Here is a 23,096-nt window from a genome sequence, read left to right as displayed (position 1 = left end):
GGCAGCAGGGTCGGACAATGCGCCCGACCGCCGCCGTCAGCCGGTGAGGCGGCGGACGACGCGGGCCGGGCTGCCGACCGCGAGCACCCCGGCCGGCAGGTCCCGGGTGACGACGGCCCCCGCGCCGACCACGGTGTTCTCGCCGATCGTCACCCCCGGGCACACGATCACCCCGCCGCCCAGCCACACGTTGTCGCCCACGGTCACCGGGTCCGCCCGCTCCCAGCCGGCGCGTCGGCGTTCGGTGTCCAGCTCGTGGGCGGGCGTCAGGAGCTGGACGTTCGGACCGATCTGCACGTCGGCGCCGACCGTGATGGGGGCGGCGTCCAGGAAGACCGCGTTGAAGTTGACGAACGTCCGGTCGCCGATGCGGATGTTGTAGCCGTAGTCGCACTGGAACGGCGGCCGGACGCGCACCTCCCGGCCCAGGCCGCCGAGCAGTTCGGTGAGGATCCGCTCCCGGTCCGCGGGCGCCGCGCCGCCGCCCGCGTTGTACGCGGCACACAGCGCGAAGCGCCGCGCCGTGTCCTCGGCCAGCTCGGGATCGTCGGGCAGGTACCACTCGCCGGCCAGCATCCGGTCCTTGTTCACGCCCATGCGCGGTCCGCCCCTCGGCTCCGGTCGTCGTCTCCGTACGATTGATCCTTACTACGCGGCCGGTCATGGCCGCGAGCACATTCACAGGGTGGGGATCCTCCGGTGCGAGAAGTGAGGCAGGGGCGTGCGCGCGGCGCGGCCCTCAAGGCGGCGACGGCGGTCCTGGCGCTGGGCGCGGTGACCGGCTGCTCCTCGGAGCCGGCGGCGGACGCCGAGGCCGGGGCCAGGAGCACGGCGGACGCCACGGCGACGCCCGCCGCAGCGGGCTCCGCGGAGAAGGGGGCCACGATCGGCGGACCCGGCTCGCCGTGCCCGCTGCCGGTCACCTTCGACGTCGCGGCCGACTGGAAGCCCGAAGCGGTCGAGAGCGGCGGCGCGGACGACGAATTCGGCGCTCTCCTGCGGCAGGGTCCCGTCACGCTCGTCTGCGAGATCGACGCGAAGCCCGCCGGGAACATCGGCTTCCTGCGCGTCTGGGCGGGCGGCAAGGCGGGCGACGACGCCCGTGAGGCGCTGCGGGCGTTCGTCGCGGATGCGGCCAAGAGCCGCGAGAAGGAGACGTACACCGCCACGAAGGCGGGCGAGCGGGACGCCGTCGAGGTCACGTACGTCAACACCGACGACCTCCTCGACGAGCCGAAGAAGGAGCGCGCCTTCGCCGTGGCGACGCCCGAGGGCGTCGTGGTCGTGGACCTCGGCGGACTCGACACCCAGGAGCACGAGGAGATGCTTCCCGCGTACGAGCTGGCCAGGAAGAGCCTGCGCACGGGCTGACACCGGAGGCCGGGCAGAACATCGCCCCGCAGGCGCGTCCGGCCGGCTCACCGCCGGGCCGTCCGCGGGCAGCCGGCCACCGCCGAGAGCACCGCGACCACGGCGCACGCACCGAGCGCGAGCCCGGCCGCCCCCCACGGCACCGTGACCGCCACCGGCGCCGAAAGCGCCCGCAACGCGACTGCGAGACCGGCGAGGTCGACGGCGGTGACCGCCGCTCCCAGCACCGCGCCGACGGCGACCGAGAGCAGCGCCTCGCCCGCGACGACGCGCAGCACCTGTGCGCGGGTCGCGCCCGCCATGCGCAGCGAGGCCAGTTCGCCGGTCCGGGCGGACGTGGCCATGAGCAGCGTGCCCGCGAGCGCGATCGCCGTGTAGACGAGGGCGATGCCGAGGACGACGAGCAGGCCCGTCCGGGTCTGCGGGTTCGTGCGCGGATGGGCCGCCGCCGCCCAGGCGTCCCGGTCGCGGACCGAACCGCCTGTGGCGCGCCGCAGTTCCGCGGCCGCGGCCGAGGGCTGCACGCCGGACCCGAGCCGTACGTCGATGCGGTCGACGGCCGCCCCCGGTGCGTTCGCGGCGGTCACGTACGTCGTGTCGCCGCCCGCCCCGACCGCGAGCACGGCGGCGATCCGCAGCCGGGCGGGCCGCCCGTCGCCGAGCCACACGTCGACGCTCTCGCCGACGGTGTGCCGCTCCCACTCCTCGCTGACGACGATCGACCGGTCGTCGAGGTCGCGCACATCGCCCGCCACGACCGCCGGCCTCGCCAGAGCCGCGAACGCCGCCGGGTCGGCGACCGCCCGCGCCGCGGACCTCACCAGCGCGGTGCCCTCCTCGCGTACGAAGACGGACGTGGCCGCGGTCGCCGAGAGCGTCATACCGTCCCGTGGCGCGGGCACGGTCACCTCCTCGCCCGTGACGACCAGGTGGGCGGCGGTCCGGGCGCGCGCCTCGGCCGCCCGCGACGCGGTCACCGTCTCCGCCGAACCGAGCAGCGACCCGGCGAGCGCGACGGTGACCAGCACGGGCGCCGCGACGGCGCAGGTCCGGCGCACGGAGGCGGCCGTGTTCTCCCGTACGAGCAGCCCCGCCGCACCGCCCGGCACCGGCAGCAGCCGGGCCGCGCGGCGTACGAGCAGCGGGGCGAGGAGCGCCACGGCGGTGATCAGGACCATCGGCCGGGTCGTGTACGTCTTGCGTTTCAGCAGGTCGGCCGGGTCCGTCGCCAGCCCCCACAGCAGCAGCCCGGTTCCGGCCGCGGCCAGGAGGAGGCCGGTGACCAGCCGCCCGCGCCCCAGCACCCCCGTGTCGACGTCGGCCTCGCGCAGCGCCTCGGCCGGTGCGACGCGTCCCGCCCGCCGCGAGGCCGCCCACACCCCGGCGAGGGAGACGGCCTGACCGGTCCAGAAGGCGGCGTGGAACGGCCAGTGCACACCGGACCTGATGGCGAACCACTCGGGGGCCGCCTGACCGTCGACGAGCAGCCGCGCCAGCGGGGGTGCGCCCCAGGCGCCGAGCGCACAGCCCGCGGCCGAGGCGAGGGCGCCGACGACCAGCGACTCGGTCAGCAGCAGCCGCCGGACCTGGCCGGGCGTCGCACCGGCCGTCCGCAGCAGCCCGAACTCCCTGCGGCGCAGCGCCACCGCGAACGCGAACGTCGAGGCGACGACGAAGACGGAGACGAACACGGCCACGCCGCCGGCGGTCCCGAGCAGCGCGTTGACCGAGACGAGCGCCTGCGCGTCGCGGTCCGCGCCGGGGTCGGCCCGTCGGCGGTCGTCGCCGGTGAGCACCTGAGCCCGCCCGCCCACGACCTCGCGTACGGCCTCCGCGGGCGCGTCCACGCCGACGGCATCGGGCCCGCCCCGGACCACCACCGGTCCGAGCCTGCGCAGGTCCCGCAGCAGTGCGGCGTCCACAGGCTGTGGACGGTCGAGCTTCTTCGACACCTCGGCGGTCTCCGGTCCGCGCCGCACCGTCACGGTGAGGCTGTCCCGGCCCATCACCACGACCGGTGACGCGGCGAACCGCTGCGGCGCCCGCTCCGGCGGGTCGAGGGTCGAGGCGAGTCCCAGTCCCATCGTGGTGAGCAGCCCGACGCCGAGCGCGAGGGCCACGGCACCGGCGACGAAGGTCGCCCACCGGGCACGCAGCGCGGCACACGCGACGATCAGCATGCCCGAGCTCCCGTTCCCGCGACCGTCCCGGCCACGGCATCCGGCCCGGCCCCCCGCGTGGGCTCCAGCGCGGCGAGTCGGGCCGCGACCTGTTCGGCGGACGGTGTCCTGAGCTCCCCGGCGACCCGGCCGTCGACCAGGAAGACGACCCGGTCGGCGAACGAGGCGGCGCCCGGATCGTGCGTGACCATCACGACCGTCTGGCCCTCCCCGTCCACCATCCGCCTCAGCATCGTCAGCACCTCCCGGCCGGTGACGGTGTCGAGCGCGCCGGTCGGTTCGTCGGCGAACAGCACCGCGGGCCGGGTGATCAGGGCCCTCGCCAGGGCCACGCGCTGCTGCTGCCCGCCGGACATCTGCGCGGGCCGGTGCCCGGCGCGCTCCTCGAGACCGACCCGGGCCAGCGCCTCCCGCACCGCCGCACGCGACGGCCGCCGGCCGGCCAGCCGGAGCGGCAGCGACACGTTCTGCGCCGCCGTCAGCGAGGGGATCAGGTTGTACGCCTGGAAGACGAAGCCGATCCGGTCCCGCCGCAGCAGGGTGAGGCGGCGCTCGCTCAGCCCGCCCAGCTCGGTCCCGTCGATCTCGACCCGTCCGGACGTGGGCCGGTCGAGACCGGCCGCGCAGTTCAGCAGCGTGGACTTGCCGGAGCCGGAGGGCCCCATGACGGCGGTGAGGGACCCGTGGGCGAAGGCGAGGTCCACGCCGTCGAGGGCGGTGACGTCGCGGTGGACGCGGCGGAGCGCGGTGAGTCGTACGGCAGTCGGTTGCATGCCCTCAAGGCTTCCGGCCGCCCGCCCGCCGGTCACGGCCACCAAGGGGCGTCCAGGAGGTGGGGCAGGCACTACCCCGTGACACCATCTGGTGTGTGAGCACGGTCGAGAAGGCGCTGGCGGCGGCGCTGTACGCGGACGGCGACGAGTCGCTGGACACCGCCGCCTCCCTCCTCGCCGCCGACCCGTCCGCCGACGCGGAACTGCGCCGGCGCGGCGAGGAGTTGCTGCGCCGCGCCTGGGAGCGCGGCTGGCAGCCCGCCGACGTCCTGCGCCTGGTCCGGCGCGACCTCGACGACGCCCACGAGCGCCTGGCCGCCGGTCTGGTCATCGCCGAGTCGCGGGCCTACGGCGACCGGCTCGCACCGCGCTGGCGGGCTCAGCTCGCCGACGTCGCGGACCACGAGCCGAACCCGGCCGACCGGTTCACGCACGCGACCTGCGTCCTGGAGCTGTACCGCCTGCTCGCGCGTCTCCCTGCGATCGAGCCCGTCGCCCCGCCGCCGGGTGCGCCCCTGACGGCGATCGCCTCCGCGCACGAGCCGCGCATGCTCACCCGCGTCCGCGCCCTGCTGGCCAAGGCGGAGGCGACGGGCTACCCGGAGGAGGCCGAGGCGCTCACAACGAAGGCGCAGGAACTGATGGCCCGCCACAGCATCGACGCGGCCGTCCTCGCCCACGGCGCGCACAGCAAGGACGCGCCGTCCGCCTGCCGCATCGGCGTGGACGCCCCGTACGAGACGGCCAAGGCGGTGCTGCTCGACGCGGTCGCCTCCGCGAACCGCTGCCGCGCGGTCTGGAACAGCGCCTTCGGCTTCAGCACCGTCGTGGGCTTCGAGGGCGACCTCGAAGCGGTGGAACTGCTCTACACCTCGCTGCTCGTCCAGGGCGCCGGAGCCATGACGAAGGCGGAGTCCGCCCAGCGGGCCGGCGGGCGCAGGCGCACGAAGACCTTCCGGCAGTCGTTCTGGACGGCGTACGCGTCCCGCCTGGGCGAGCATCTGGCGGCGGTGGCCGAGGAACAGGTCACGGCGGACCTGCTCCCGGTCCTGGCGACCCGCGAGGTGGCGGTGGCGGACCACGCGGACCGGATGTTCCCGGAGACGACCAGGACCCGCGTCCGCGGCGCGACGGACCTCGACGGCTGGCGCGACGGCACGTCGGCGGCCGACCGGGCCCGTCGGGAGCCGCACTCGCCCCGCAAGCCGCTGCGCTAGCCGGACCCTCCCTGTGGCGGGTCTGCCCGCAGCCCAGGGACCGTCCCCGTACGTCTCAGACGTCGGTGCGGACGATCACGTTCAGGGTGCGTGGACCGTGGACGCCCTCCACGCGTTCCAGCTCGATGTCGGAGGTGGCCGACGGGCCGCTGATCAGCGTGGTGGGCCGTCCCGGCACGAGCCGGGCGAGGGCCTCGGGGACTCCCGCCTCCACCGTGGACAGGTCGACCACGCAGACGTGGAGGTCCGGTACGAGCGACAGCGCCCGGCGGCCCTGGTCGGGCGAACCGTCCAGGAAGACGGTGCCGGTCTCCGCGCAGCCGGCGGCGGACGCCGTGACCACCGCGTCCAGCGCGTCCAGTCCGGCCGCCGGCACGTCGGCGGAGTCGACGCGCACCTCCCCGTCGTGACCGGTCAGCCAGCCCGGGTCGAGCCCCGCCGGCACGCCGATCACGCGGGCGCCCCGCTCGCGCAGGACGCGGGCGACGACCTCGGCGGTCCGGCCGGCCGTGCAGGGGTGGACCCGCGCCCGGTAGTCGGTCAGCCGGTCGGTGAAGAGCGCCAGGCGCTCCCCGTCGGGCAGGGTGCGGCCGGTGCGGTAGTCCCGGGGCACTGTCACCTCCCGCCGGGGCGCGAGCGCGAGGGCGTCGCGGACCCGGCCGAGCACGATGTCGCGGGCCGACGGCCCGCCGGCCGGTGCGGTCACCGGTCCTCCTCGGGGTGGGCGGGGCCGGCCGGCCGCCGCCGTTCGCCTTCGCGGGCCGCCTCGCGCAGGGCCTCGCCGCCCTCCTGCGAAGCGAACCAGGCACGGAACGTCTGCCTCGGCGGGGCGGGTGCGTCCCGGCTGTCGCTCCAGCCCGAGAACGGCGGCGGAAGGCGCCGGATCGTGCCGTCCCGTCCGGCGGCCACCCGGCCGAGCCGGGTGGCCGCCTTCTGCGCGGCGGTGTAGAGCGTCGGGCGCTTCATCACGGCCGCGGCCGCCTTCATCGCCAGCCGCTCCCCGCCGTCCCGCGACTGCTCGGTCTTCTGGTGGCGCAACTCGACCAGCAGCGACGGGATGTCGATCTTCACGGGGCAGGCGTCGAAGCAGGCGCCGCAGAGGCTGGAGGCGTACGGCAGCGAGGCGTTCGGGTCGTCGCCGGCGGCGTCCATCCCGGCGAGCTGCGGGGTGAGCACCGCACCGATCGGGCCGGGATACGTCGATCCGTAGGCGTGGCCGCCGACGCGCTCGTACACCGGGCAGACGTTCAGACAGGCCGAGCAGCGGATGCAGTTGAGGGCCTCCCGGCCGGTCTGGTCGGCGAGGGCGGCGGTGCGCCCGTTGTCGAGGAGGACGAGATGGAAGTCCTGCGGCCCGTCCCCCTCGGTCACGCCCGTCCACAGCGAGGTGTACGGGTTCATCCGCTCCCCGGTCGAGGACCGCGGCAGCAACTGCAGGAAGACCTCCAGGTCCTGATGGCGCGGCAGAACCTTCTCGATGCCCATGACGGTGATCAGCGTCTCGGGCAGGGTCAGGCACATCCGGCCGTTGCCCTCGGACTCCACGACGCACAGCGTGCCGGTCTCGGCGATGCCGAAGTTGGCGCCGGACACGGCGACCTTGGTCGTCATGAACTTGTGCCGCAGATACGCGCGGGCGGCAGCCGCCAGGTGCTCCGGCCGGGAGTCGAGGCCCGGGTCGACGCCCGGGATCTCCCGCAGGAAGATGTCCCGGATCTCGTCGCGGTTGCGGTGGATCGCGGGGACCAGGATGTGCGAGGGCCGGTCGTGGCCGAGTTGCACGATCAGTTCGGCGAGGTCGGTCTCCCAGGCGGTGACGCCCTCGTCGGCGAGGTGCTCGTTGAGGCCGATCTCCTGGGTGGCCATCGACTTGACCTTGATGATCTCGTCGCTGCCGGCCGCCTTGACCAGGCGGGTGACGATCGCGTTGGCCTCGGCGCCGTCACGGGCCCAGTGGACGGTGCCGCCGCGTTCGGTGACCTTCCGCTCCAGCTCCTCCAGCAGCTCCGGGAGCCGGTTCAGGGTGTCGGTCTTGATCGCGGAGCCCGCGTCGCGCAGCCGCTCCCAGTCCGGCAGTTCACCGGTGACCGCGAGCCGCTTGGCCCGGATGGTGCGGGTGGCCCTGCCGAGGTTGCGGCGCAGCTGCGCGTTGTGCAGCTCGCCCTCGGCAGCCTCGGGGAACGGGACGTCGCCGCGCAGGTTTCCGGCGCCGTAGGGGACGCGCGGCGGCCTGGCGGGCATGCCGAGGAAGGTGCTGCTCATCGGGCGGCCTCCGAGGGGGCGTACGGCGAGGTGCGGGTGGCGGCGAGGATCTGGGCGAGGTGCAGCGTGCGCGTGCCCGCCCCGGTACGGGAGAGCCCGCCGCCGATGTGCATCAGGCAGGACGAGTCGCCGGCGGTGCAGACGTCCGCACCGGTCGAGACGACGTGGCGCATCTTGTCCCGGAGCATGGCGGTGGAGGTCCCGGCGTTCTTCAGGGCGAACATCCCGCCGAAGCCGCAGCACGCGTCGGCCTCCGAAAGCTCCACGAGCTCGATGCCCTCCACGGCGCGCAGCAGCCGCAGCGGCTTGTCGCCGACGCGCAGCATCCTCAACGAGTGACAGGTGGGGTGGTAGGTGACGCGGTGCGGGAAGTACGCACCCACGTCCGTGACGCCGAGCACGTCGACGAGGAGCTCCGACAGCTCGTACGTCTTCGCCTTCACCCCGGCGACCGCCGTGACGAGCGCCGGGTCGCCGTACCGCCGGGCGACGGTCTCGTGCTGGTGGCGCACCGATCCGGCGCACGAGCCGGAGGGCATGACCACGGCGTCGATGGAGGAGTCGCCGAACCGGTCGGCGAAGTTCCGTACGAGCGGGAGGGGTTCGCGCTGGTAGCCGGTGTTGATGTGCATCTGGCCGCAGCAGGTCTGCTCGGGCGGGAAGACGATCTCGTGGCCGAGGCGGGCGAGCAGGAGGGCGGTCGACCGCACCGCGTCGGGGAAGAGCGTGTCTCCCAGGCAGGTGGCGAACAGTCCGATGCGCATCGAGCGAGCCCTCCTGTAGGCAGTATGGTCCGACCATACTGACGACGGGCCGATCAGGGCGAGAGCCGCGCGCCGCCCTCGTCCGAGTCGTCGACCAGGGAACCGTGGAAACCACGGATGTGCCGCTCGGCGAGATCGGCGGCCGCGCCGCCCTCGCCCTCCCGCACCAGTCGCAGCAGCTCCGTGTGCTCGGCGCTGAGCGCGGCGGCCGTGGCGGGCCAGTCCTCCACCGCCTCCAGGGCGCGAAGGATCAGCGGCCGCACCGACTCGCGCACGGCCGCGGTGAGCGTCGAGGTGAGCCGGTTGCCGGAGCCACGGGCGATCAGGACGTGGAAGCGGGTGTCCAGGTCGTTGAACTCCGCGACGCCGATGCCCGGTTCCCGCAGGCGGGCCAGGAGGGCCTCCGCCTCCGCCAGCACCTCCCGCGAGGCGTGCCGCGCCGCGGCCTCGAAACTGGAACGCTCCAGGACGACCCGGGCCTCCAGCATGTCCTGGAGGGTGTAGCTGCCGAGCGCGAAGTGCAGCCGCAGCAGCCGGCCGAGCGCGTCGTCCGGGTTGCGCACCATCCGGGCGCCGGAGTCGGGGCCCCGTCCGGCCTGCGCGGACAGTACGCCGATCGTCTCCAGCACGCGTAGGGCCTCCCGCAGCGCGGACCGGCTGACCCCGAGCACGGGAGCCAGCTCGCGTTCGGGCGGCAGCCGGTCGCCGGCCTTGAGCTCGCCGGAGAGTACCCGCTCCTCGATGCTCTCCAGGACGAGCTCGTGCGTGCGGGACTGCCGTACGGGGCGCCACTCGGCAGTCATCGGTCGGCTCCTCGGCTCGGTGACAGGGGTCGGCCACCACGCTAGGGCACCCGGCCGATGATCCGACCGCTCCCGCTCCCCGCCTGGGGAACCGGCCGGTCACGCCGCAGGTGGCAGGCGGCGAAGGCAGCCCGGGAGCGCAGGGCCCCGGGCCCCGGGCCCCGGGCCCGGGGCCCGGTCCGCGACGCGTCGGCGGCCCGGGAGACGCCGCCGGACCAGGGCCTGGAGGCGGCCCGGCGGCCGCGACGCCCCCACCCCGCACGACGCCGTCCTGCGCCGCGGGGCGGCTCTGCTCCTCACCGCGCTGGAGGACGTGTCGGACACCGTGGACGAGGAAGGGCCGCGGACCCGTGAGGGTCCGCGGCCCGCCAGGGGTGTCCGGCAGCTCGGGCCGGGGACCCCTGGACCCCCGCGTCGGGAGGCCGGCAGCCCGGCCCCCGAGGCCGGTGCGTCAGGGGGCCGGTACGCCCGTCGGCAGACCGGTGGGCAGCCCCTCCGGAGGCTCGCCGGCATCGCTCTTCCTCAGCGTGTCCTTCCTGCCCGCGTCCCAGGAGATGACCAGCGTCGTCCCGTCGTTGGACTCGACCGAGCCCGTCGTGCGGTCGGTGTTCCCGTCCGCGCACTTCAGCGACAGCGTCTGCCTGCCCGTGTCCTGCACGTCGCCGGTGCAGGCGTGACCGTCGGCGAGGAGCGCCGCCTTGCCCTGCGTGACGGACAGGGCGACCGGCTTGCCGTCGCTGAGGCCCGTCCAGGTGCCCTCGATGTCGCGGGGCCTGCCTTCGCCGCCTCCGGTGTCGCCGGACTCGGTGGGCGCCGCCGACGCCTTGTCGCCGCCGCCGGTGTCGTCGCTCTCACTGCTGCCGCAGCCGGTCAGGGCGAGGGCGGCGACGAGGCCGGCCGCGGCGGCCGACATGCGTACGAGTCTGTGCACTGATCTGTCCCCCTGCGGCCACGGGCCGACGCGCCCGCGTACCTGGTTGGTTGCAAGACCGCGCCAAGCTACCAGGACGATTTGCGCACCCCCGGGAGGAAGCCGGCGTGGGCCTGCTCACGCATCCGGACCCTGGACAGCCCGAACCTCCGCAGGTGGCCGCGCGGCCGTCCGTCGACGCTGTCGCGGTTGCGCACCCGGGTCGCGCTGGCGTCCCGGGGCTGACGCCTCAACTCGGCCTGTGCGGCGGCGCGTTCGGCGTCGCTGCTGGAGGGCCTGCGGATGATCTCCTTCAGCTCCGCGCGGCGCTCGGCGTACCGCTCGACGACGCTCCTGCGGTGCTCGTTGCGGGCGACCTTGCTCTTCTTCGCCATCAGACCTTCACTCCCCGCGCGCGGATGCGGGTCACGGCGGCCTCGATGCCGATGGTGTCGACCGTCTTCACGGCGCGGGCGCTGAGCGTGAGGCGCACATGGCGTCCCTCGCTCGGCAGCCAGTAGCGCTTGCGCTGGATGTTGGGGTCGAAGCGGCGCGATGTGCGCCGGTGGGAGTGGGAGATCCGGTTGCCGAAGCCGGGCTTCGACCCGGTCAGCATGCAGTGGGCGGACATGGGTGATGCACCTCTCGTCGAGCTCATTTGGTAATGGAAACCATTTCCATATACTACCTGCATGGCTCGCAACGAACTCCGTCCGGTCATCAAGCTCCGCTCCACCGCGGGCACCGGCTACACCTACGTCACCCGCAAGAACCGCCGTAACGACCCCGACCGCCTGACGCTGCGCAAGTACGACCCGGTCGCGGGCCGCCACGTCGACTTCCGAGAGGAGCGCTGAGCTCGATGAAGCCCGGCATCCACCCCCCGTACGCGCCTGTCGTCTTCCGCGACAAGGTCGCGAACTTCGCGATCCTCACGCGCTCGACCGCCACCAGCGACAAGACGATCGACTGGGAGGACGGCAACACCTATCCGGTCATCGATGTCGAGATCTCCTCGGCCAGCCACCCCTTCTACACGGGCCAGGCGCGCGTCCTCGACACCGCCGGACGCGTCGAGCGCTTCGAGCGCCGCTACGGCCGGCGCGAGGCCCGCTGATGCTGCCCGTCGCGATCGTCGCCGGGCTGCACGCCGACGCCCGCCGCGAGACCGTGGAGCGGCTGCTCGCCTCGGTGCCCGGCAGCGTCGCGCTCCACCACGACCTCTCCACGGCGGAACGGGGCACCGTCGTGCGCACGGTGCGCGACGCGTTCCGTGTCCGCGACACCGGTGAGACGTCGCTGGTCAACGACTGTGCCTGCTGCGCGCTGCGCGAGGACCTGGTGCCCGAGCTCGTGCGGCTCGCCGAGGACGGGGCGACCCGCCTCGCGGTCGTCGAGCTGTGGGACTCCGTGGAGCCCAAGGCCATGGCCGAGGTCGTCGCCGCGCACGGCGGTGAGCGGCTCGCCGTGACCTCGGTGATGTGCGCCGTCGACCCGGCGCTGCTCCTGCCGTACCTCGGCAACGGCGACGACCTCGCCGAGGCCGGGCTCGCCGCGGCCGCGACGGACTGCCGCACGATCGCCGACACCTGGGCGCGCCAGCTGGAGTACGCGCCCGTGATCGCCGTGGCCGAGAGCGAGGACGCCGACGAGGAGGACCGCGCGCTGCTGACGCAGCTGCACCCGACCGCCCGCCGCGTCCCCGTCGGCTCGGACGAACTCGCCGCCGCGGCCACGGCCGGCTTCGACGTGGAGGCGGCCGCCGCCGCCCAGCACCCCGCCTGCGCGCTGCTGCCGCAGGAGGCGGACGACTGCGGTGTCACCACCTACGTCTGGCACCGCGCACGCCCCTTCCACCCGGGGCGGCTGTACGCGGCGCTGGAGGACCTGACCTGCGCGGCCGCCCGCAGCCGCGGCCGGTTCTGGCTCGCCGACCGGCCGGACACCCTGCTGGCGTGGGACGCCGCCGGCGGAGCGCTGTGCGTCGAGAGCGCGGGCCCCTGGCTCGCCTCGCTGCCGGACGCAGCCTGGGAGATGGTGCCACCGGTGCGCCGGGCGGCCGCGGCCCTGGACTGGCACCCCGAGCACGGGGACTGCTGCCAGCACCTGGTCTTCACCTCGCCGGGCCTCGACCGGGACGGCCTGGAACTGCTCCTCGAATCCTGTCTGCTGACCGACGCCGAGTACGCCGCGGGCCGCGAGGCCTGGAAGCGGCTGCCGCCCGCCTTCGACTCCCTCCTGGAGGTCTGACATGTCCCCCCGCCGCACCGACCCGCGCAAGCCCGTGAAGTCCCGCCCGAATCCCCTGGATCACGCCGGCATCACCTACATCGACTACAAGGACACCGATCTGCTGCGGAAGTTCATCTCCGACCGCGGCAAGATCCGCAGCCGCCGGGTGACCCGGGTGACGGCGCAGCAGCAGCGGCTGCTGGCCCGCGCGATCAAGAACGCCCGGGAGATGGCCCTGCTGCCGTACTCGTCCACGCGCTGAGACCACGGCGCGTGGCGCGTGTGCCGCCCGACGCGTGAGAGCGCTTCCGTAGTCGCGGCAACACTGCCCGTGCACGTGCATCTGCCGGTGCATCCGCCCATGCACCGGCATATGAACACAGCTATGATCCCGGATGGTTGACACCTGCACCTTGCACCCCGGGAGCGACTTGTGCACCACGTGTACAACGGCATGACCGCCACGGAGCTTCAGGGGGTCGTCTGGCAGAAGAGCAGACACAGCAACTCCCAGGGCTCCTGCGTGGAATTCGCCAAGCTGCCCGGCGGCGACGTGGCGATGCGCAACTCACGGCACCCGGACGGTCCCGCACTCGTATACACGCCCGCGGAGATAGAAGCGTTGCTTCTGGGGGTCAAGGACGGGGAATTCGACCACTTGGTCGCGTGAGTGGCCAGGGCGGGCCGGCCCCCGATCCGGCCCGCCCCCGCGAGGTCAGCCCAGGCGGAACAGCGCCCAGACGACCTTGCCGCGCAGCGAACCGGCGAGCGGGTGCCAGCCCCAGCCGTCGCTGAAGGAATCGACGAGAAACAGGCCGCGCCCCGATTCCGCGGAGAAGTCCTCCTCGGACTCCCGGACCATGGGCCCGTCGTGGCTGGGGTCGCGCACCGCGCACACCAGCCGGCCCGTCCAGCGCATCAGATGCAGCCGCACCGACGGCTCCTTGGCGTTCTCGCGCGGCGCCGTGTCGGAGGGCAGCGCGTGGCGCAGGGCGTTGGTCACGAGCTCGGAGACGACCAGGGCGACGTCGTCGAAGCGGTGGTTCAGCTCCCACTGGCCGAGAGTGGCCCGGGTGAACTGGCGTGCGCCGCGCACCGCTTCGTAACGGGCCGGCAGAGCGCAGGAGACGGAGCTGGAGACGGCCGAGGGATCGATCGGCGGAAGGCCCTGCCGTAACGGCTCGAGCATGGTCGATCCATTCGTCCCCATGCGAGGCACTCCCGGGAATCGCGGCTGTGACGCTACAACACGAACGAGCACGCAGGTGCGCGAGCACCATGGTTCCCAATGCGCAGGGCAGATGCAAGGGCAGATGCACGTGCACGCGCCGGACGTGTCCGACCCCGTGCCGGTTCTTGCCCATTTCTTCTGCGGATTTCTTCCGCTCCGCCGCTCACCGGCTTCTCATTTCCGTAACCGGACGAGTACGGGCTGAAGCGTTTTGGTGGCAGAATCCGGCTCTTGGGTTCGGGGGGACCCTCGTGGAGGATCGGTCCGCGCCGAACGGCGCGAGGATTGGGGAGGGTTGGAGTCGTGACAGCAGACGAGGCGGCGTCGTGGGCGCACCCCGGCGGTGAGGGTCCGGGCGGAGGCTCGGTGGTGCGGCGCATCCTGCTGGGCTCCCAGCTCAGAAGGCTGAGGGAGTCCCGCGGTATCACCCGGGAGGCCGCCGGATACTCCATCCGCGCGTCCGAGTCCAAGATCAGCCGTATGGAGTTGGGCCGCGTGAGCTTCAAGGCGCGGGACGTCGAGGACCTGCTCACGCTCTACGGGGTGGCCGACGAGGCCGAGCGCAGGTCCCTCCTCGACCTCGCCAAGGAGGCCAACGTCGCCGGCTGGTGGCACAGCTTCGGCGACGTACTGCCCGGCTGGTTCCAGACGTACATCGGCCTCGAAGGAGCCGCCTCCCTCATCCGTATCTACGAGGTGCAGTTCGTGCACGGACTGCTGCAGACCGAGTCGTACGCGCACGCCGTCGTCACCCGCGGCATGCCCGACGCCCCCGCGGCCGAGATCGACCGCCGCGTCGCGCTGCGCCTGGAGAGGCAGAAGGCCCTCGTCTCCGAGCACGCCCCCCGTCTCCACGTGGTGCTCGACGAGGCGGCGCTGCGCCGGCCCTACGGCGACCGTGCGGTGATGCAGGCGCAGTTGAGGCATCTCATCGAGGTCTCCGAGCAGCCGAACATCACGCTGCAGGTGATGCCGTTCAGTTTCGGCGGGCACGCGGGCGAGAGCGGCGCGTTCACGATGCTGCGCTTCCCCGAGTCTGACCTCTCCGACATCGTCTACCTGGAACAGCTGACGAGCGCCCTCTACCTGGACAAGCGCGAGGAAGTGGCCCACTACGAGCGGGTGATGAGGCGGCTCGAGGAGGACAGCCCGGATGCCGCGGAAACCCGCGACCTTCTCCGGGGCCTCCTTCAACTCACCTGAAACACAAGTACGATGACGCCACATCAGTCCCGGACCATCTGACTTCTGTGCTTCTGCCGGCCACAGCCGCGTATGCCTCTGGAGCGATCACATGTCCTTCTTCAGTGAACTGGCCCTTCAGTACATAGACGGCGAGTGGAGGCAGGGCAGCGGCTCCTGGGACATCATCGACTTCAACCCGTTCGACGGCGAGAAGCTGGCGTCCGTCACCGTGGCCACCGCGGCCGAGGTCGATCAGGCCTACCGCGCCGCCGAGCGCGCGCAGGAAGCCTGGGCCGAGACCAACCCGTACACCCGTCGGCTGGTCTTCGAGCGCGCCCTGCGGATCATCGAGGACCGCGAGAAGGAGATCACCGAGACGATCATCGCGGAGCTCGGCGGCACGCATCTGAAGGCCGGCTTCGAGCTGCACCTCGCCAAGGAGTTCCTGCGCGAGGCGATCCAGCTCGCCCTGCGTCCCGAGGGCCGCATCCTGCCCTCGCCGATCGACGGCAAGGAGAACAGGGTCTACCGCGTCCCGGTCGGGGTCGTCGGTGTCATCAGCCCGTTCAACTTCCCGTTCCTGCTCTCCCTCAAGTCGGTCGCCCCGGCGCTCGCGCTCGGCAACGCCGTCGTCCTCAAGCCGCACCAGAACACGCCGATCTGCGGCGGCTCCCTCGTCGCCAAGGTCTTCGAGGACGCGGGCCTGCCCGCCGGCCTGCTGAACGTGGTCATCACGGACATCGCCGAGATCGGCGACGCCCTGCTGGAGCACCCGGTGCCCAAGGCGATCTCCTTCACCGGCTCCGACAAGGTGGGCCGCCATGTAGCCACCGTCTGCGCGGCCAACTTCAAGCACGCCATCCTCGAACTGGGCGGCAACAGCGCCCTGATCGTCCTCGACGACGCCGACATCGACTACGCGGTCGACGCCGCGGTCTTCAGCCGCTACGTGCACCAGGGCCAGGTCTGCATGGCGGCCAACCGCATCCTGGTCGACCGCTCGGTGCAGCAGGAGTTCACCGAGAAGTTCGTCGCCAAGGTGAAGACGCTGAAGGTGGGCGACCCGGCCGACCCGACGACCCACATCGGCCCCCTGATCAACGCCTCGCAGGCCGACGCGGTGACCTCGCTCGTCGAGCAGACGGTCGAGGCGGGCGCGACCGCGCTGCTGCACGGTGCGGCCGACGGCAACCTGGTCGCGCCCTCGGTCCTCACCGACCTGCCGGCCGGCTCGCCCGTGCTCAGCCAGGAGATCTTCGGCCCGGTCGCCCTGGTGATCCCCTTCGACGGGGAGGACGAGGCGGTACGGATCGCCAACGACACCCCGTACGGCCTCAGCGGCGCCGTGCACACGGGCGACATCGAGCGCGGTGTCCGGCTCGCCAAGCGGGTCCGCACCGGCATGATCCACATCAACGACGGCACCGTGCACGACGAGCCGATCGTCCCCTTCGGAGGCGAGAAGCACTCCGGTGTCGGGCGGCTGAACGGCGACTCGATGCTCGACGCGTTCACCACCCAGAAGTGGATCTCGGTGCAGCACGGCCGCTCGCAGTTCCCCTTCTGACATTTTTCCTTGCCGCGGACTCTTGAGGACAGAAGCTGTCCTCAAGGGTCCGTAGCGTGAGGGGTGTCAAAAGGGGGAGAGGCCCTCTCCCCGCGGACCGGAAGGCGGACACCATGGTCACTCACGTTCCCGCGGAGGCCCACGGCGACGAGCGCGGCGCGCTGCTGAGCTTCGTCGAGGCACAGCGCGGCGCCATCCGGCGCTCCGTGCTCCAACTGACCGAGGAGCAGGCCGCCAGCTGCCCGAGCGCCAGCGAGCTCTCGCTGTCGGGACTGCTCAAGCACGTCGCCGAGATGGAGCTCAACTGGCTGCGCATGGCGCAGCGGAAGCCGAACGAGAGGCAGCGCTCGGAGGAGACCTGGGGCGACAGCTTCCGTCTCGTGGGCGGCGAGACGATCGATGCGACGCTGACCTTCTGGGACTCGGTCTCGAAGGAGACCGAGGAGTTCGTCCGCTCGGTGCCGAGCCTGGACGACACCTTCCCGCTGCCGCCCGCGCCCTGGTTCCCCAAGGACGGCCGGGTGTCGATGCGCTGGCTGCTGCTCCACCTGGTCGAGGAGATCGCCCGCCACGCCGGCCACGCCGACATCATCCGCGAGTCCCTGGACGGCAAGGGCGCCTTCGACCTGGTGGCCCTGGAGCAGGGCGGCGGCCCGGGCGCGTAGCCCCGACATGTGCCCGCCGTCGTGTCGGCACACCCTGGAAGCATGGCCCATGACGAGAGGACCCCGATCGTCGTCCACGCCGTCACGCCCGCCGATCCGCCGTTCCGCCTGGTGGAGATCAACGGCATCGTGGCCGGGACCGCCCGCGATCTGCTGGACGTGGTCCACCTGGCGCACGAGGCCGGTCTGCCCCACGTCGACCTCGACGATCCCGGGGTCGTGAGGTGGGTCGGCGGCGGCAAGTACAAGTGGACGCGCTGACCGGCGGATCGGGTCGCCCGCGTACCCTGGTCAAACTTGAACAGGAGGGACGCGGATGTCGGCGATCCGGCTGCTGGTCCTGGGGGCGGTGCGCCAGCACGGGCGGGCGCACGGCTACCAGGTCCGCAACGACCTGGAGTACTGGGGCGCGCACGAGTGGTCCAACGCCAAGCCGGGATCGGTCTACCACGCGCTCAAGCACATGGCGAAGCAGGGACTGCTGTACGCGCACGAGACGGCGCCGTCGACAGCGGGCGGCCCGCCACGCACCGAGTACGAGATCACCGACAAGGGCACGGAGGAGTTCTTCGCCCTCCTGCGCGCGTCCCTGACCGCCTACGACCAGAAGCCGGACGTGCTCTCGGCGGCGCTCGGTTTCATCGTGGACCTGCCGCGCTCCGAGGCCGTGGAGCTGCTCGGACAGCGGGTGCGGAGCATCGAGGAGTGGCGCTCGTCGGTCACGGACTACTACACGCCCGAGGAGGGACCCGAATCCCTCGGCCACATCGGCGAGATCATGAACCTGTGGGTGACGCAGGCCGACTCCGGCGCGGAGTGGACCCGGGGCCTGATCGAGCGGATCGAGTCCGGCGCGTACACGTTCGCGGGGGAGGGCGCCCCCTTCGCCGGCGTCCTCGCCGAGGGTGAGGAGAACCCCTACGCGACGGGCGAGCACCACGAGGGCGACTCGCACTGACGCGACCCCTCAGTGGTGGAACGAGGTCGCCTTCGCCGTGTCCGTGTCCAGCGGCCCCGCCTGTTTCCGCAGCTCCGGCAGCAGCATCCGCAGATCCTCCAGCAGCAGCTCCGCCAGGTCCGCCGAGAAGCCGTTGCGGCACACCACCCGCAGCACCGACAGGTCCTCCCGGTTCGCCGGGAAGGTGTACGCGGGCACCAGCCAGCCCCGCTCGCGCAGCCGCCGCGACACGTCGAACACGTCGAAGCGCGTGACGTCCGGCGCCGTCGTGAATGCGAACACCGGCAGTTCGTCGCCGTGCGTCAGCAGCCGGAAGTCGCCCAGCTCCCCGATCCGCCGCGCGAGCCTCCCCGCGACATCCCGCGCCGTCTGCTGCACCGCCCGATATCCCTCCCGCCCCAGCCGCAGGAACGTGTAGTACTGCGCGACCACCTGCGCGCCCGGCCGGGAGAAGTTGAGCGCGAAGGTCGGCATGTCGCCGCCCAGGTAGTTGACCCGGAAGACCAGTTCCTCCGGCAGCTCGGCCGGCGAGCGCCACAGCGCCCAGCCGACCCCCGGGTAGACCAGCCCGTACTTGTGCCCGGAGGTGTTGATCGAGGACACCCGTGGCAGCCGGAAGTCCCAGACAAGCTCCTCGTCGAGGAACGGCGCCACCATCGCCCCGGACGCGCCGTCGACATGGACGGGGATGTCGAGGCCCTTGCGCTCCTGGAGCGCGTCCAGCGCGGCGCAGACGTCGGCGACGGGCTCGTAGGAACCGTCGAAGGTCGAGCCCAGGACGGCGACGACCCCGATGGTGTTCTCGTCGCACAGCGCGGCGGCGGCCTCCGGATCGAGGTGGAAACGGTCGCCGTCCATCGGCACCTGCCGCGCCTCCACCTCCCAGAAGGCGCAGAACTTCTCCCAGCAGACCTGCACGTTCACGCCCATCACCAGATTGGGCCTGGCGCTCGCCGGATAGCGGTCGGCGTTCCTCGTCGCCCAGCGCCGCTTGAGCGCCATCCCCGCGAGCATGCACGCCTCGCTCGACCCGGTCGTCGAGCACCCCACGGCCGTGGCCGGGTCCGGGGCGTGCCACAGGTCCGCGAGCATCGCCACGCAGCGGCGTTCCAGTTCCGCGGTGCGCGGGTACTCGTCCTTGTCGATCATGTTCTTGTCCCGGCACTCGCCCATCAGAACCCCTGCCTGGGGTTCCATCCAGGTGGTGACGAACGTGGCGAGGTTGAGCCGTGAGTTCCCGTCGAGCATCAGCTCGTCGTGCACGAGCTGGTACGCGGTGGAGGGCGGCAGCGGCCCGTCCGGGAGGCGGTGCGTGGGCGGGGCCGCCGTCATGCCGCCGACCGGATCCGCCTCGCCGAAGAAGGGGTTGAGCGACAGCCTGCGCCGCTCCGGTCCGCCGTCACCGGACGCGCCCTGATGGAGTGCCATGGGACTCAGCCTCACCCGGGCTTGCACCTCACGCAACGTGAGGCAGCAGCCTGGGACGCGTCACGGAACGAAGGAGCGGAAGGCGATGAGCTACTCCGTGGGACAGGTCGCCCGTTTCGCCGGCGTCACGGTGCGCACCCTGCACCACTACGACGAGATCGGTCTGCTCAGCCCGGGCGGGCGCAGCCACGCGGGTCACCGGCGATACGACGAAGCCGACCTGGACCGGCTGCAGCAGATCCTGTTCTACCGGGAGCTCGGCTTCCCGCTCGACGAGGTGGCGGCACTCCTCGACGACCCGGACGCGGACCCGCAGGCCCACCTGCGGCGGCAGCACGAACTGCTGACCGCCCGGATCACCAGACTGAAGGAGATGGCGGCCGCCGTTGAGCGAGCCATGGAGGCGAAGAAGATGGGCATCAACCTCACGCCCGAGGAGAAGTTCGAGGTGTTCGGGGACTTCGACCCCGACGACTACGCGGAGGAGGTCGAGCAGCGCTGGGGCGGCACCGACGCCTACAAGGAGTCGGCGCGGCGTACCGCGTCGTACACGAAGGAGGACTGGCAGCGGATCCAGGCCGAGGCCGAGGAGATCACCCGGCGCTTCGTGGCGCTGATGGAGGCCGGTGAGGAGCCGGGGTCCGAGGCCGCGACGGACGTCGCGGAGGAGCACCGCCGGTGGATCTCCCGCAACCACTACGAGTGCACCCACGAGATGCACACCTGCCTGGCGGAGATGTACGTCACCGACGAGCGCTTCACCCGCAACATCGACAAGGCGAAGCCGGGCCTGGCCGCCTACGAGCGCGAGGCGATCATCGCCAACGCCGCGCGGCGCGCCTGATTCGGACCGCCGGCCGTCCACACGGCCGTCGCCCGCCGGCCATGTGCCCCGGCCGGGACTTTGTCCCGGCCGGGGCACAGTGCATCCTGGGCGGGCCGGTGGAACGCGGCGGGGCCCGGTGCGTTGATAGCTTTGGCCCGTCCCCGCACGCTGTACGCCGCCCGGCGCATCGCCCGACTACCGACTCAGGAGCCCGGACCTCGTGAACACCCTTGCGCTCGGACCGAGCTGGCTCGACCCGGACTATCTGATCACCACCTTCGGGCTGATCGGTGTCCTGGTCATCGTCTTCGCCGAGTCCGGCCTGCTGATCGGCTTCTTCCTGCCGGGCGACTCGCTGCTGTTCACCACGGGCCTGCTGGTGACCACCGATGTGATCAAGCAGCCGCTGTGGGTGGTCTGCACCCTCGTCGTGCTGGCCGCGATCATCGGCGACCAGGTCGGCTATGTCTTCGGCCGCAAGGTCGGTCCGGCCCTCTTCAAGCGCCCCGACTCGAAGCTCTTCAAGCAGGAGAACGTGGAGAAGGCGCACGAGTTCTTCGAGAAGTACGGCCCGAAGTCCCTGGTCCTGGCGCGCTTCGTGCCCATCGTGCGGACGTTCACGCCGATCGTCGCCGGTGTGAGCCGGATGAACTACCGCTCGTTCATCACCTTCAACGTCGTCGGCGGTGTGCTGTGGGGCGCGGGAGTGACGCTGCTCGGCGCCGCGCTCGGCAAGGTCGAGTTCGTCCACAAGAACATCGAGGCGATCCTGATCCTGATCGTGCTCATCTCGGTGCTCCCCATCGTGATCGAGTTCCTGCGGGCCCGCTCCAGGAACAAGAAGGAGGCCGCCGCCTCCGACGACGCCGCCGAGGCGCCGTCGACCGCGCGCGGGCGCCACGCCAAGCGCTGACCCGGGCGCCCCGGGCCTGACCGCCCGTTCCGCCCAGCGCTGACCCCGGTACCCCGGGCACCCGCCGCCCGACGCCCGCCCCCCCCGCATCCGCCGTCAGAAGCCGCGCGTCCGCTTGGCCGCGCGGCGGCCGCCCGGGGCCTCCGCGCCCGGCACGCCCGCGGCTCCGGGCACCCGCAGGAAGAGCCGGGAGATCTCCCCACCCAGGTTCACCCCGATCGCGATGGCCAGCGCCAGCGCCGCCGCCTTGCTGAGCGAGGCGAGCCCCGTGTTCAGCTCGCCCCGGGCGATCGACAGCAGCCCGAAGTACGTGGCGCTGCCCGGCAGCAGCGGCCCGATCGCGGCCGTGACGTACGGCAGGGCCGACGCGAAGCGGTAGCGGGAGAGCATCTGGCCGAACAGGCCCACCAGCCCCGCCGCGGCGGCCGTGGCGGCGACCGGCGAGACGCCGGCGGTGTCGGCGAGAGCCGCGTAGACGACCCAGGCCACCCCGCCGTTGAGGGCCGCCAGCCACACCGTGTTGCGCTCCTGCTGGAGCATCACGGCGAAGCACAGGGACAGCGTCATCGCCGCCAGCGTCTGGACGACCGGGCGCTCCACCGTGTGGATGGCCGTCTCCGGCTGGAGCCCGGCGTCGAGCGCGAAGCCGAGGTACAGCACGCTCAGCACGCCGACGACGATGCCGACCACCAGGTAGCCGACCTCCAGCAGACGGGCCGCGGCCGTGATGTAGAAGCCGGTCAGACCGTCCTGCACACCGGCGACGAGCGCCCGCCCGGGGATCAGCGCGAACAGCCCACCGGTGATCACCGCCGACGCCCGCACCTCCAGCGGCGACAGCGTCAGCGCCACGCCCACCGCGGCGGGCGGCATCGCCGCCGCCACGAACTGGTAGAACTCCGGCAGCTCGCGCCCGGCCGCCAGCCAGGCCAGGCGGTCGCCGAGCATCGCGCTGACCGCGGCCGCGAGGAACACCACGACGTCACCACCGACCAGCACGGACGCCGCACCGGCCAGCACGCCGCCGGCCAGGGTGAGCGCCCAGCCGGGATACGGGTGCCGGTTCCTGCGGATCTCCGCCAGCCGCCGGTACGCCTCCTCCAGCGTGACGTCCGACTCGTCGACGCTGATGTCGTGGACCAGCCGGTAGACGGCGGCGAGCCGGGTGTAGTCGGTGCCCCGCCGCCGCACCGTGCGGTTGGCCGTAACGGGATCGTCGACGAGGGACGGCTGATACGTGATCGACAGCAGCGTGAAGGTGACGGTCGGCTCGCAGCGGTCCAGGCCGTACGCGCGCGTGATCGCGAACATCGCGGCCTCGACGTCCTCTGCCCCCTCGCCGCCCGCGAGCAGCAGCTCGCCGATACGCAGCGTCAGGTCGAGCACGCGCGGCACGGCGGGGCCGGCCTCGTCCTGCCGGTGCGCGGTCTCCGGCACGGGCCGCTCGCCCACGGGCATCCGCAGCATGGCCCGCATCCGGTCCTGCCAGGGCGCGTCCTTGGTGAGCCGCACCACGGGGACGCCGTGCGCGGGGGTGAAGGCCGGCGGGGAGTTCCTGGCGCTGTACGTGCTCGGCGGCGCGAAAGCCGACCCCTCCGGCTCCGGCGGCGGTTCCGGCAGCAGCCCCTCGGGAACCGCGAACTCCGAGCTGGGGTGATCCTCTTCCGGTGCTCCCGGCTGCTCCACCCCGGTGGGCGGAGCGAAGGCGCTGTGCGCCTCGTCGGACTGAGGCTTCCGGTCTTCCGGACCCTCGGGCTCCGCCATATGTCGCCGTCCTCGCTCCCTCTCGTACCAGCCCTGTGTCCGGCCCT

General features: G+C 72.6%; 27 protein-coding genes. 14 read left to right on the top strand and 13 right to left on the bottom strand.

The features are described 5' to 3' along the window. Window positions 1–36 precede the first annotated feature (36 nt). The gene (locus tag HW130_RS12410; RefSeq protein WP_177149571.1) at window positions 37–597 is read right to left on the bottom strand and encodes a sugar O-acetyltransferase; all 561 of its coding nucleotides are present in this window, start codon (window positions 595–597) and stop codon (window positions 37–39) included. 111 nt (window positions 598–708) lie between these two features. On the opposite strand from HW130_RS12410, the gene HW130_RS12405 reads away from it, so the two are divergent. Then, on the top strand, window positions 709–1,371 hold the full coding sequence (locus tag HW130_RS12405; protein ID WP_177149570.1) for a lipoprotein: 663 nt from the start codon (window positions 709–711) through the stop codon (window positions 1,369–1,371). Between the two features lie 47 nt (window positions 1,372–1,418). Here the strand turns inward: HW130_RS12405 and HW130_RS12400 are convergent, their stop codons facing one another. Continuing rightward, window positions 1,419–3,551: an ABC transporter permease gene (locus HW130_RS12400; RefSeq protein WP_177149569.1), complete on the bottom strand. Its 2,133-nt coding sequence runs from the start codon at window positions 3,549–3,551 to the stop codon at window positions 1,419–1,421. Next, window positions 3,545–4,324: an ABC transporter ATP-binding protein gene (locus HW130_RS12395; RefSeq protein ID WP_177149568.1), complete on the bottom strand. Its 780-nt coding sequence runs from the start codon at window positions 4,322–4,324 to the stop codon at window positions 3,545–3,547. The genes HW130_RS12400 and HW130_RS12395 overlap by 7 nt, the downstream gene beginning before the upstream one ends. Before the next feature lie 95 nt (window positions 4,325–4,419). Here HW130_RS12395 and HW130_RS12390 point away from each other — a divergent pair, with 95 nt between their 5' ends. Next, window positions 4,420–5,541 (top strand): DUF2786 domain-containing protein, encoded by a 1,122-nt coding sequence (locus tag HW130_RS12390; protein ID WP_309140413.1) that lies wholly within the window; start codon window positions 4,420–4,422, stop codon window positions 5,539–5,541. A 55-nt stretch (window positions 5,542–5,596) separates the two neighbouring features. Here the strand turns inward: HW130_RS12390 and HW130_RS12385 are convergent, their stop codons facing one another. The 7 genes from HW130_RS12385 to rpmB form a co-directional block, all read right to left on the bottom strand. Further along, a complete protein-coding gene (locus tag HW130_RS12385) occupies window positions 5,597–6,247 on the bottom strand; it encodes an LUD domain-containing protein (protein ID WP_309140412.1) in 651 nt (216 codons plus the stop codon). Beyond that, complete coding sequence (locus tag HW130_RS12380) at window positions 6,244–7,803, bottom strand: LutB/LldF family L-lactate oxidation iron-sulfur protein (protein ID WP_177149567.1); 1,560 nt, start codon at window positions 7,801–7,803, stop codon at window positions 6,244–6,246. The genes HW130_RS12385 and HW130_RS12380 overlap by 4 nt, the downstream gene beginning before the upstream one ends. Continuing rightward, window positions 7,800–8,567 (bottom strand): (Fe-S)-binding protein, encoded by a 768-nt coding sequence (locus HW130_RS12375; RefSeq protein WP_177149566.1) that lies wholly within the window; start codon window positions 8,565–8,567, stop codon window positions 7,800–7,802. Before HW130_RS12375 ends, HW130_RS12380 begins: the two co-directional genes overlap by 4 nt. A 53-nt stretch (window positions 8,568–8,620) precedes the next feature. Then, complete coding sequence (locus HW130_RS12370; protein WP_177149565.1) at window positions 8,621–9,370, bottom strand: FadR/GntR family transcriptional regulator; 750 nt, start codon at window positions 9,368–9,370, stop codon at window positions 8,621–8,623. Between the two features lie 451 nt (window positions 9,371–9,821). Next, window positions 9,822–10,283: a hypothetical protein gene (locus tag HW130_RS12365; RefSeq protein ID WP_218183442.1), complete on the bottom strand. Its 462-nt coding sequence runs from the start codon at window positions 10,281–10,283 to the stop codon at window positions 9,822–9,824. Between the two features lie 86 nt (window positions 10,284–10,369). Continuing rightward, window positions 10,370–10,675: a 30S ribosomal protein S14 gene (gene rpsN / locus HW130_RS12360; RefSeq protein ID WP_177149563.1), complete on the bottom strand. Its 306-nt coding sequence runs from the start codon at window positions 10,673–10,675 to the stop codon at window positions 10,370–10,372. Next, window positions 10,675–10,911 carry a 50S ribosomal protein L28 gene (gene rpmB, locus HW130_RS12355; RefSeq protein ID WP_177149562.1) on the bottom strand — a complete coding sequence of 79 codons (237 nt, stop codon included), beginning with the start codon at window positions 10,909–10,911 and terminating at the stop codon, window positions 10,675–10,677. The genes rpsN and rpmB overlap by 1 nt, the downstream gene beginning before the upstream one ends. Window positions 10,912–10,972: 61 nt before the next feature. Between rpmB and rpmG the strand changes: the two genes are divergently transcribed. The 5 genes from rpmG (at window position 10,973) to HW130_RS12330 (ending at window position 13,182) form a co-directional block, all read left to right on the top strand. Continuing rightward, entirely contained in the window at window positions 10,973–11,137 is a 165-nt protein-coding gene (gene rpmG, locus HW130_RS12350; RefSeq protein ID WP_030361075.1) for a 50S ribosomal protein L33, read from the top strand. A 5-nt stretch (window positions 11,138–11,142) separates the two neighbouring features. Beyond that, complete coding sequence (locus tag HW130_RS12345) at window positions 11,143–11,397, top strand: type B 50S ribosomal protein L31 (protein ID WP_177149561.1); 255 nt, start codon at window positions 11,143–11,145, stop codon at window positions 11,395–11,397. Further along, window positions 11,397–12,530 carry a GTP-binding protein gene (locus tag HW130_RS12340; protein ID WP_177149560.1) on the top strand — a complete coding sequence of 378 codons (1,134 nt, stop codon included), beginning with the start codon at window positions 11,397–11,399 and terminating at the stop codon, window positions 12,528–12,530. The genes HW130_RS12345 and HW130_RS12340 overlap by 1 nt, the downstream gene beginning before the upstream one ends. A 1-nt stretch (window position 12,531) precedes the next feature. After that, a complete protein-coding gene (rpsR, locus tag HW130_RS12335) occupies window positions 12,532–12,774 on the top strand; it encodes a 30S ribosomal protein S18 (RefSeq protein ID WP_177149559.1) in 243 nt (80 codons plus the stop codon). Window positions 12,775–12,945: 171 nt separating this feature from the next. Continuing rightward, window positions 12,946–13,182, top strand: coding sequence for a DUF397 domain-containing protein (locus HW130_RS12330; protein ID WP_177149558.1), 237 nt, complete (start codon window positions 12,946–12,948; stop codon window positions 13,180–13,182). 45 nt (window positions 13,183–13,227) lie between these two features. On the opposite strand, the gene HW130_RS12325 is transcribed toward HW130_RS12330, so the two are convergent. Continuing rightward, complete coding sequence (locus tag HW130_RS12325) at window positions 13,228–13,722, bottom strand: ATP-binding protein (RefSeq protein WP_177149557.1); 495 nt, start codon at window positions 13,720–13,722, stop codon at window positions 13,228–13,230. Between the two features lie 324 nt (window positions 13,723–14,046). Here HW130_RS12325 and HW130_RS12320 point away from each other — a divergent pair, with 324 nt between their 5' ends. The 5 genes from HW130_RS12320 (at window position 14,047) to HW130_RS12300 (ending at window position 18,118) form a co-directional block, all read left to right on the top strand. Continuing rightward, window positions 14,047–14,946: a helix-turn-helix transcriptional regulator gene (locus HW130_RS12320; protein ID WP_177149556.1), complete on the top strand. Its 900-nt coding sequence runs from the start codon at window positions 14,047–14,049 to the stop codon at window positions 14,944–14,946. Window positions 14,947–15,037: 91 nt separating this feature from the next. Beyond that, entirely contained in the window at window positions 15,038–16,495 is a 1,458-nt protein-coding gene (locus HW130_RS12315; RefSeq protein WP_177149555.1) for an aldehyde dehydrogenase family protein, read from the top strand. Window positions 16,496–16,608: 113 nt separating this feature from the next. Beyond that, window positions 16,609–17,160, top strand: a complete 552-nt coding sequence (locus tag HW130_RS12310; RefSeq protein WP_177149554.1) for a DinB family protein — start codon at window positions 16,609–16,611, stop codon at window positions 17,158–17,160. A 42-nt stretch (window positions 17,161–17,202) separates the two neighbouring features. Continuing rightward, entirely contained in the window at window positions 17,203–17,421 is a 219-nt protein-coding gene (locus tag HW130_RS12305) for a hypothetical protein (RefSeq protein ID WP_177149553.1), read from the top strand. Window positions 17,422–17,476: 55 nt separating this feature from the next. Further along, window positions 17,477–18,118, top strand: a complete 642-nt coding sequence (locus HW130_RS12300; RefSeq protein WP_177149552.1) for a PadR family transcriptional regulator — start codon at window positions 17,477–17,479, stop codon at window positions 18,116–18,118. 9 nt (window positions 18,119–18,127) lie between these two features. Here the strand turns inward: HW130_RS12300 and HW130_RS12295 are convergent, their stop codons facing one another. Then, window positions 18,128–19,546 carry a glutamate decarboxylase gene (locus HW130_RS12295; protein WP_177149551.1) on the bottom strand — a complete coding sequence of 473 codons (1,419 nt, stop codon included), beginning with the start codon at window positions 19,544–19,546 and terminating at the stop codon, window positions 18,128–18,130. Window positions 19,547–19,631: 85 nt separating this feature from the next. Here HW130_RS12295 and HW130_RS12290 point away from each other — a divergent pair, with 85 nt between their 5' ends. Both HW130_RS12290 and HW130_RS12285 read left to right on the top strand, forming a co-directional pair. Further along, window positions 19,632–20,390 (top strand): MerR family transcriptional regulator, encoded by a 759-nt coding sequence (locus HW130_RS12290; RefSeq protein WP_177149550.1) that lies wholly within the window; start codon window positions 19,632–19,634, stop codon window positions 20,388–20,390. A 202-nt stretch (window positions 20,391–20,592) separates the two neighbouring features. Beyond that, on the top strand, window positions 20,593–21,285 hold the full coding sequence (locus HW130_RS12285) for a VTT domain-containing protein (RefSeq protein WP_177149549.1): 693 nt from the start codon (window positions 20,593–20,595) through the stop codon (window positions 21,283–21,285). Between the two features lie 96 nt (window positions 21,286–21,381). Here HW130_RS12285 and HW130_RS12280 read toward each other — a convergent pair whose 3' ends face one another. Next, window positions 21,382–23,049: a threonine/serine exporter ThrE family protein gene (locus HW130_RS12280; protein ID WP_177149548.1), complete on the bottom strand. Its 1,668-nt coding sequence runs from the start codon at window positions 23,047–23,049 to the stop codon at window positions 21,382–21,384. Between the last annotated feature and the right edge of the window lie 47 nt (window positions 23,050–23,096).

Source organism: Streptomyces sp. PKU-EA00015 (genome assembly GCF_013387495.1).
In the GTDB taxonomy this organism is placed as follows: Bacteria; Actinomycetota; Actinomycetes; order Streptomycetales; family Streptomycetaceae; genus Streptomyces.
This window is presented reverse-complemented; position numbering and strand designations above follow the sequence as displayed.

What these genes read in the sequence shown, in the direction of transcription:
- HW130_RS12410 (WP_177149571.1), bottom strand. Translation starts at nt 597, where the DNA reads ATGGGCGTGAACAAGGACCGGATGCTGGCCGGCGAGTGGTACCTGCCC.
- HW130_RS12400 (WP_177149569.1), bottom strand. Translation starts at nt 3,551, where the DNA reads ATGCTGATCGTCGCGTGTGCCGCGCTGCGTGCCCGGTGGGCGACCTTC.
- HW130_RS12395 (WP_177149568.1), bottom strand. Translation starts at nt 4,324, where the DNA reads ATGCAACCGACTGCCGTACGACTCACCGCGCTCCGCCGCGTCCACCGC.
- HW130_RS12380 (WP_177149567.1), bottom strand. Translation starts at nt 7,803, where the DNA reads ATGAGCAGCACCTTCCTCGGCATGCCCGCCAGGCCGCCGCGCGTCCCC.
- HW130_RS12375 (WP_177149566.1), bottom strand. Translation starts at nt 8,567, where the DNA reads ATGCGCATCGGACTGTTCGCCACCTGCCTGGGAGACACGCTCTTCCCC.
- HW130_RS12370 (WP_177149565.1), bottom strand. Translation starts at nt 9,370, where the DNA reads ATGACTGCCGAGTGGCGCCCCGTACGGCAGTCCCGCACGCACGAGCTC.
- HW130_RS12365 (WP_218183442.1), bottom strand. Translation starts at nt 10,283, where the DNA reads ATGTCGGCCGCCGCGGCCGGCCTCGTCGCCGCCCTCGCCCTGACCGGC.
- rpsN (WP_177149563.1), bottom strand. Translation starts at nt 10,675, where the DNA reads ATGGCGAAGAAGAGCAAGGTCGCCCGCAACGAGCACCGCAGGAGCGTC.
- rpmB (WP_177149562.1), bottom strand. Translation starts at nt 10,911, where the DNA reads ATGTCCGCCCACTGCATGCTGACCGGGTCGAAGCCCGGCTTCGGCAAC.
- rpmG (WP_030361075.1), top strand. Translation starts at nt 10,973, where the DNA reads ATGGCTCGCAACGAACTCCGTCCGGTCATCAAGCTCCGCTCCACCGCG.
- HW130_RS12345 (WP_177149561.1), top strand. Translation starts at nt 11,143, where the DNA reads ATGAAGCCCGGCATCCACCCCCCGTACGCGCCTGTCGTCTTCCGCGAC.
- HW130_RS12340 (WP_177149560.1), top strand. Translation starts at nt 11,397, where the DNA reads ATGCTGCCCGTCGCGATCGTCGCCGGGCTGCACGCCGACGCCCGCCGC.
- rpsR (WP_177149559.1), top strand. Translation starts at nt 12,532, where the DNA reads ATGTCCCCCCGCCGCACCGACCCGCGCAAGCCCGTGAAGTCCCGCCCG.
- HW130_RS12325 (WP_177149557.1), bottom strand. Translation starts at nt 13,722, where the DNA reads ATGGGGACGAATGGATCGACCATGCTCGAGCCGTTACGGCAGGGCCTT.
- HW130_RS12315 (WP_177149555.1), top strand. Translation starts at nt 15,038, where the DNA reads ATGTCCTTCTTCAGTGAACTGGCCCTTCAGTACATAGACGGCGAGTGG.
- HW130_RS12310 (WP_177149554.1), top strand. Translation starts at nt 16,609, where the DNA reads ATGGTCACTCACGTTCCCGCGGAGGCCCACGGCGACGAGCGCGGCGCG.
- HW130_RS12305 (WP_177149553.1), top strand. Translation starts at nt 17,203, where the DNA reads ATGGCCCATGACGAGAGGACCCCGATCGTCGTCCACGCCGTCACGCCC.
- HW130_RS12300 (WP_177149552.1), top strand. Translation starts at nt 17,477, where the DNA reads ATGTCGGCGATCCGGCTGCTGGTCCTGGGGGCGGTGCGCCAGCACGGG.
- HW130_RS12295 (WP_177149551.1), bottom strand. Translation starts at nt 19,546, where the DNA reads ATGGCACTCCATCAGGGCGCGTCCGGTGACGGCGGACCGGAGCGGCGC.
- HW130_RS12290 (WP_177149550.1), top strand. Translation starts at nt 19,632, where the DNA reads ATGAGCTACTCCGTGGGACAGGTCGCCCGTTTCGCCGGCGTCACGGTG.
- HW130_RS12280 (WP_177149548.1), bottom strand. Translation starts at nt 23,049, where the DNA reads ATGGCGGAGCCCGAGGGTCCGGAAGACCGGAAGCCTCAGTCCGACGAG.